Here is a 6,333-nt window from a genome sequence, read left to right on the forward strand (position 1 = left end):
CCTCGACGCCTCGACCCCGCCGCTTAAATCGACCCGTCGATCAACACCACTCAACGAACGCAACGCATGAGCGAAGATTTCTACGACGTCCTCGGCGTGTCGCGGGACGCCAGCGAGGAGGAAATAAAAAAGGCGTACCGCAAGCAGGCCGCAGAACACCACCCCGACGTCAGCGACGACGAGAACGCCGAGGAGCGGTTCAAGAAGATCCAGAAGGCCAAGGAGGTGCTCACCGACGAGCAGAAGCGCCAGCAGTACGATCAGATGGGCCACGACCGGTTCACCGAGGCCGACAAGCGCGGCGCGACCGGCGGTGGCGGTGGCCCCGGTGGCGCCGGCGGTCCCTTCGGGGGCGCTGGCGGCGCCGGCGGTGCCGGCGGGTTCGAGGACATCTTCAACCAGTTCTTCGGCGGCGGGGGCGGTCGCGGCCGCGGCGGCGGTGGCGGCGGCAACCGACCGCGACAGGGACGCGATCTCAAGACGGGGCTGACGATCGACCTCGAAGCGGCGTTCGAGGGCGCGACAAAGGAGGTCACGCTCACGCGACCGACGACCTGCGCGACCTGCGACGGCGCCGGCCATCCCCCGGACGCGGACGTCGAGACGTGTCCGCAGTGTAACGGCCGCGGGCAGGTCCAGCAGGTCCAGCAGACGCCGCTCGGGCGCGTCCAGCAGACGTCGACGTGCCCCCGCTGCGAGGGCGAGGGCGAACTGTACAGCGAGGACTGCGCCGACTGCGGCGGCGACGGCGTCGTCCGCGAGGAGGCCACGCTCTCGGTCGAGATTCCGGCCGGGATCCGCTCCGGACAGAGCCTCCGGATGGAGCGCGAGGGCGCGCCGGGCGAGAACGGCGGGCCGAAAGGCGACCTGCTGATCGAGGTCGACGTCGACGTCGGCGACCGGTTCGAACGGGACGGCGACGACCTCCGCGTCAACGAGGCCGTCTCCTTCCCGCAGGCCGTCTTCGGCGACACCGTCGAGGTGGAGACGGTCGACGGGAGCGTCGAGATGGACGTCCCCGCCGGCACCCAGAGCGGCGAGACGTTCCGCCTCAAGGGGAAGGGGATGCCGCGACTCCGCCGTCGCGGCCGCGGCGACCTCTACGTACAGGTCGGGGTCGTCGTCCCCGAGTCGCTCAACGACGAACAGCGCGAGGCGCTGGAGGCGTTCGCCGAGGCCGGCGGCGAGGACATCGACGTCGGCGGCGGCTTCTTCGAGAAGCTGAAGAGCTCCTTCTGAGCGCGGGTCGCGGTCCCACGCGGGGATCTGCCCGAGCAGCCGACGTCCTTCCGCGGCCCGTAGCTTTTCCGGCCCCCGGACCGTTCGTCCACGTATGGGCTACGACGCGACGGCCTACGACGACGTCGAACCGCGCGCCCCCGGGATGTACTTCCTCCGTGACGCGCTCGACTGCGAGCACCTCGGCGTGACCGTCGTCGAGGCCGACGATGGCTGGGAGGAGATGGAACACGACCACGCCGACGCCGACCACGAGGAAGTGTACGTGCTGCTCCACGGCGAGGCGACGCTCACCGTCGACGGGGACGCCGTCGACCTCGACCCCGGCGACGCGGTCCGGGTCGACCCCGGGTCCACGCGCGACCTCGCGTTCTCGGCCGACGGCTCGAAGATGATCATCGCCGGCGCCCCCTGACGCCGGCTCGATGATCGCCATCGCCGGCGCCCCCTGACGCCGGGAGCGTTCGACGACCAGTCCGCGGATTTTCTCGACCGACGCCGCAGCGTTAAGGCTCGCGCGCCCCGAGAACCACGTATGGAACTCGTCGGGGATCTGCTCGCGCGCGACCGGCGCACCCGCGACACAGCGCTCGTCACGGCGGACGGCCGGGAGCGGAGCCATCACGACCTGATCACGAACGGCTACAAGGCGGCGAACGTGCTCCGGTACCTCGGCGTCCGCGCGGGCGCGACCGTCGCCGTCGACCCGACGCCGGGCTTTCACACGACGCTCGCGTTCCTCGGGGCCGCCGCGGTCGGTGCCCCGGTCCGGTTCGACCCGGAAGCGGGAATCGCGGCCGGCGACCGCGTCGTACTCGCGCCGGTCGCGACCGCTGTCGCCCTCGATCCGGCGCCGGGCACGAACCTCGCCGCGTTCGGCGGCCCGCCCGAGCGTCCCGAGACCACGCACTGGGAGCAGGAACTGTGGAGCGAGAACCCCGGAACTCCGCCGAGCGATGTCGACCCGGACGACACCGCGACCGTCGGACCGAACGGGGAGTTCAGCCACAGCGAGCTGTGTTCGATCGCCGCGGCCGCCGTCGACGCGGCCGAGATGGACGCGGAGACGCGCGTCGTGCTCCGTCGCCCGTTCGTCGATTCGCCAGCGGCCGCGGCCGGTCTCATCGCTCCGCTTTCCGTCGGCGGGACCGCGGTACTCGCGGCGCCGGCCGACGACGGCGAGTCGGACGACGAACCGCGCGGCGACGTGGCAGTAGCTCCGGCGGACGCGGACGTTCCGGAGCCGCAGCGGATCGATCCGGCATCGATCGCGTCGGCGGCCGAGTGACCCGTCTCGAACGAGGTCGCGTCCGGGTCAGTCGTCCGCGGGGTTCGGCTCCGCGGCGGCCTGCCCTTCGTGCCGGAGACAGGCGGACTCGTGGTCCGGCGTGTGGACCGTCGTCTCGGGCTCCGTCTCGGCGCACGGCGTCGTGATCTCGTCCGAGAGGAACTCTCCCGCCATTTCGGCGTTGTCCCCCAGTAGAAGGTTCATCGCCTCCGAGAGCGTCTCTTCGAGGTCGGCGTCGTCGACAGTCTCGCTGATGTCGAACTCGCGGCGGATCTCGGCTCGGATCTCCGAGTCGCTCGGGCCGGATCCGCCGGCAGCGACGTTCTCACGGACCTGTTCGATGTCTATCTCGCCGGTGATGACCTTCTCGCGGAAGTTCAACACCCCCCGCCAGTCGTCTTGATCGATGTCGACGCCGTCGGGCTGAATCACCTTGTGACACCGGGTGTGGAACCGACAGCCGCTCGGCGGGTTCGTCGGGCTCGGCACGGTTCCCTTCAGCTCGATACCGCCGATGCTCGCGCGCGGGTCCGGGGTCGGAATCGACGACAGCAGCGCCTCGGTGTAGGGGTGTTGCGGGTTGGTGAATATCTCCTCGACCGGCCCGATCTCGACGATCTCGCCGAGGTACATCACGGCCACGCGGTCGCAGATCTGACGGATCACGGACATGTCGTGGCTGATGAAAAGCAGCGACAGTCCGAACTCATCTTGGAGGTCGTTGATGAGCGAGAGGATCTCCGCCTGGATGGAGACGTCGAGGGCGCTCACCGGCTCGTCGGCGATGATGAGGTCCGGGTTCAACACGAGCGCCCGGGCGAGCGCGATCCGCTGTTTCTGGCCGCCGGAGAACTCGTGCGGGTAGCGGTCGAAGTCGCTCGCCGAGAGCCCGACGCGTTCGAGCAGATCCTCGACGATCGCGCGGCGCCGGTGGCGGTCGCTCATCCCGTGAACCTTGAGCAGTTCGCCCACCCCGTTCCCGACCGACATCCGCGGGTCGAAGCTCGAGGACGGGTCCTGGAAGATCATCTGAGCGCCCCGCCGGAACTGCATCAGTTCCTCGTCGTCGAACTTCGTCACGTCGTTGGGATGGGTTCCGTCGGGGTTGCGCGTCGCGCTCTCGCGGCCGCCCCCGTTGAAGATGACCTCCCCGGACGTCGGCTCTTCCAGTCGAATGACCGAACTCGCCGCGGTGGACTTTCCGCAGCCGGACTCGCCGACGAGTCCCAGCGCCTCGCCTTGGGCGATGTCGAAGCTGATCCCGTCGACCGCGCGTGCGGCGCCGACCTGTCGGTTGAACAGTCCCTTGCGGATGGGGTAGTGCTTCTTCAGGTCGCGAACCGAGAGCAGCGGCTCAGTCATCGGCGGGACCCACCTCGCTGTCGCCGTCTACCGCTCCGGTCTCCCCGCCGGGTCCGAACTCCCCGCCGCCGACGACCGAGGGGTCCCCGCCGGGTCCGTAGTGGACGCAGGAGGCCCGCTGTCCGGTTTCGACCTCGACTTCTTCCGGCTGCTCGCCGGTCCGGCACGCCTCCTCGGCGTACTCACAGCGCGGCGCGAACCGACAGCCGTCCGGTGGGTCGTGCGGGTCCGGGAGCGCTCCCGGTATCCCGCCGCCCGTCCCGCCGAACTCCGGCAGACACTCCAACAGCTGCCGGGTGTACGGATGCTTCGGGTTGTCGAAGATGTCGAGCACGCTGCCGCGCTCCATGACTTTCCCGGCGTACATCACCACGATCCGGTCGGCAATCTGTGCGACGACGCCGAGGTCGTGCGTGACGAACAGGATCCCCATCTCGAACTCGTCCTGTAGGTCGTCGAGCAGTTCCAGGATCTGCGCTTGAACCGTCACGTCGAGCGCGGTCGTGGGCTCGTCGGCGATGAGCAGGTCGGGGTCGCTCACGAGCGCCATCGCGATCATTATCCGCTGCTTCTGCCCGCCGGAGAACTCGTGCGGGTAATCGTCGAACCGCGAACTCGCGTTCGCGATCCCGACGCGGTCCATGAGGTCGACCGCCTTCGTGCGCGCCTCCTCGTCGGAGACGTCCCGATGGATCTGGAGCGCCTCGGTGATCTGCCACCCGACGGTGTAGCAGTGGTTCATCGCCTCTTGCGGGTTCTGGAAGATGTGCGCGATCTCGCTGCCGCGGACCTGCCGGAGCTCCGACTCAGGGATAGACAGCAGGTCGCGTCCCTTGTACCGGACGGTACCCTCGATCTTCCCCGGCGGCGTGTTGATGATCTTGGTGACCGACTCCGTCGCGACCGTCTTGCCGGATCCCGACTCGCCGACGATACAGACTGTCTCTCCGGTGTCGACGCTGAAGTCGATCCCGTCGACCGCGGTGAGCGTTCCGTCGTCGGTACTGAACGTCGTCGTGAGGGTTTCGACCTCGAGTAGTGACTGATCGTCGGACATTATTCGGTCTCCGCCTCCGCTTCGGGGTTCAGCGCGTCCAACAGCGCGTCACCGAGGAAGTTGAACGCGAGGATGGTCAGGAACAGCACGATACCGGGCGCCAACACGATCCACGGGGCGTACGAGAGGTCACTCCGGCCGGCCGAGATGAGCTGGCCCCACGAGGGGACCGACGAGTCGCCGACGCCGAGGAACGCCAACTGCGCCTCGAACAGCAGGAAGCCGGGGATGAGCAGCGTGAGTTGGGTGATGATGCTGCTCGCCACGTTCGGAACCACGTGGCCGCGGATCACCTGATACGTGCTCGCGCCGCTGATGCGGCTCGCTTTGATGAACTCCTCTTCGGAGATGGACAGCGACTTGCTGCGGACGTATCTGGCGGTTCCTCCCCATGCGAACAGGGAGAACACGACGATGAACATCCCCAAGCCGCCGCCGTAGATGTACAGGATGAGCAGGAACATCAGGAACGTCGGGAACGAGAGGATGATGTCGACGAACCGCATCATGATCTCGTCGACCCAGCCTCCGGAGTACGCGCTCAGCGTGCCGAACGTGATGCCGATCGTCGCGACGATGGTCGTCGTGATGAAGGCGATCTGCATGCTGATCGTCATCCCGTAGACGATCATGGTCAACACGTCCTTGCCGGCATTAGTCGTTCCGAGCGGGTGCTGCCAGGTCCCGTAACAGCGCCCGTTCATCACGTCACCGACGCAGGTCGCCGGCGTCGACTCGACGACGGACGTGAACACCGGCGGCTGGTAGGCGATGAGCAGTTCCTGTTGCGGTGCGCTCATCACGAGCGGACCGACGATACCCCCGACGAACACGATCCCGAGCCAGATCATGCTCACGACCGCCGGCCGGTTCCGCTTGAACTCCTTCCAGTAGTACCGCGTCATCCGCGGGTGCTGGTACAGCGGCAAGACGAGGTACCAGAACGCCAACAGCAGCGTGAAGATGAAGAAGAAGTCGACCGTCTCCAGCGTTCGGTCGAGCCCGATGAACTCGAAGGTCGCGGTCCGCCGACCGGTGAACTGCCAGTCGTACACGGCGAGCAGCGCGACCGGGAGCGTCGTCAGCAGCATCCCGATCGAGTTGATCGACAGATCGAACCGTCCCGACCGCGAGATGTCGCTCCAGTCGACTTGATCGAATCGTTCCGAGCCTTCAGTTGCCATTGTTTTCGGTTGAATTACCTGTCATCGTAGCTGATACGCGGGTCGAGGACGGTGAACACGAGGTCCTCGATGAGGTTCCCCACGACGGCGACGAACGTGAAGAACAGCGTCGTTCCCAGTACGAGGTTCGTGTCCTGTGCGGTTAGCGCCTCGAAGACGAGCCGACCGAGTCCGGGTATTCCGAACACGACCTCGACGAGCAG

Annotated in this window: 7 protein-coding genes; 3 read left to right on the forward strand and 4 right to left on the reverse strand. The window is 67.5% G+C overall.

What is annotated here, in order from left to right:
- Positions 1 to 66 precede the first annotated feature (66 nt).
- From dnaJ to C463_RS01025, 3 genes are all read left to right on the forward strand, one after another.
- Complete coding sequence (gene dnaJ / locus C463_RS01015; protein WP_008440280.1) at positions 67 to 1,239, forward strand: molecular chaperone DnaJ; 1,173 nt, start codon at positions 67 to 69, stop codon at positions 1,237 to 1,239.
- 94 nt (positions 1,240 to 1,333) lie between these two features.
- The gene (locus C463_RS01020) at positions 1,334 to 1,654 is read left to right on the forward strand and encodes a cupin domain-containing protein (protein ID WP_008440281.1); all 321 of its coding nucleotides are present in this window, start codon (positions 1,334 to 1,336) and stop codon (positions 1,652 to 1,654) included.
- 120 nt (positions 1,655 to 1,774) lie between these two features.
- Positions 1,775 to 2,527 carry a hypothetical protein gene (locus C463_RS01025; RefSeq protein ID WP_008440282.1) on the forward strand — a complete coding sequence of 251 codons (753 nt, stop codon included), beginning with the start codon at positions 1,775 to 1,777 and terminating at the stop codon, positions 2,525 to 2,527.
- A 27-nt stretch (positions 2,528 to 2,554) separates the two neighbouring features.
- Here the strand turns inward: C463_RS01025 and C463_RS01030 are convergent, their stop codons facing one another.
- The 4 genes from C463_RS01030 to C463_RS01045 form a co-directional block, all read right to left on the reverse strand.
- A complete protein-coding gene (locus tag C463_RS01030; protein WP_008440283.1) occupies positions 2,555 to 3,889 on the reverse strand; it encodes an ABC transporter ATP-binding protein in 1,335 nt (444 codons plus the stop codon).
- A complete protein-coding gene (locus tag C463_RS01035) occupies positions 3,882 to 4,946 on the reverse strand; it encodes an ABC transporter ATP-binding protein (protein ID WP_008440284.1) in 1,065 nt (354 codons plus the stop codon). The genes C463_RS01030 and C463_RS01035 overlap by 8 nt, the downstream gene beginning before the upstream one ends.
- A complete protein-coding gene (locus C463_RS01040; RefSeq protein WP_008440285.1) occupies positions 4,946 to 6,130 on the reverse strand; it encodes an ABC transporter permease in 1,185 nt (394 codons plus the stop codon). Before C463_RS01040 ends, C463_RS01035 begins: the two co-directional genes overlap by 1 nt.
- Positions 6,131 to 6,144: 14 nt before the next feature.
- The coding region (locus C463_RS01045; protein ID WP_152422351.1) for an ABC transporter permease subunit at positions 6,145 to 6,333 on the reverse strand (189 nt) is incomplete at its 5' end.

Source organism: Halorubrum californiense DSM 19288 (assembly GCF_000336875.1).
Classification (GTDB): Archaea; Halobacteriota; Halobacteria; order Halobacteriales; family Haloferacaceae; genus Halorubrum; species Halorubrum californiense.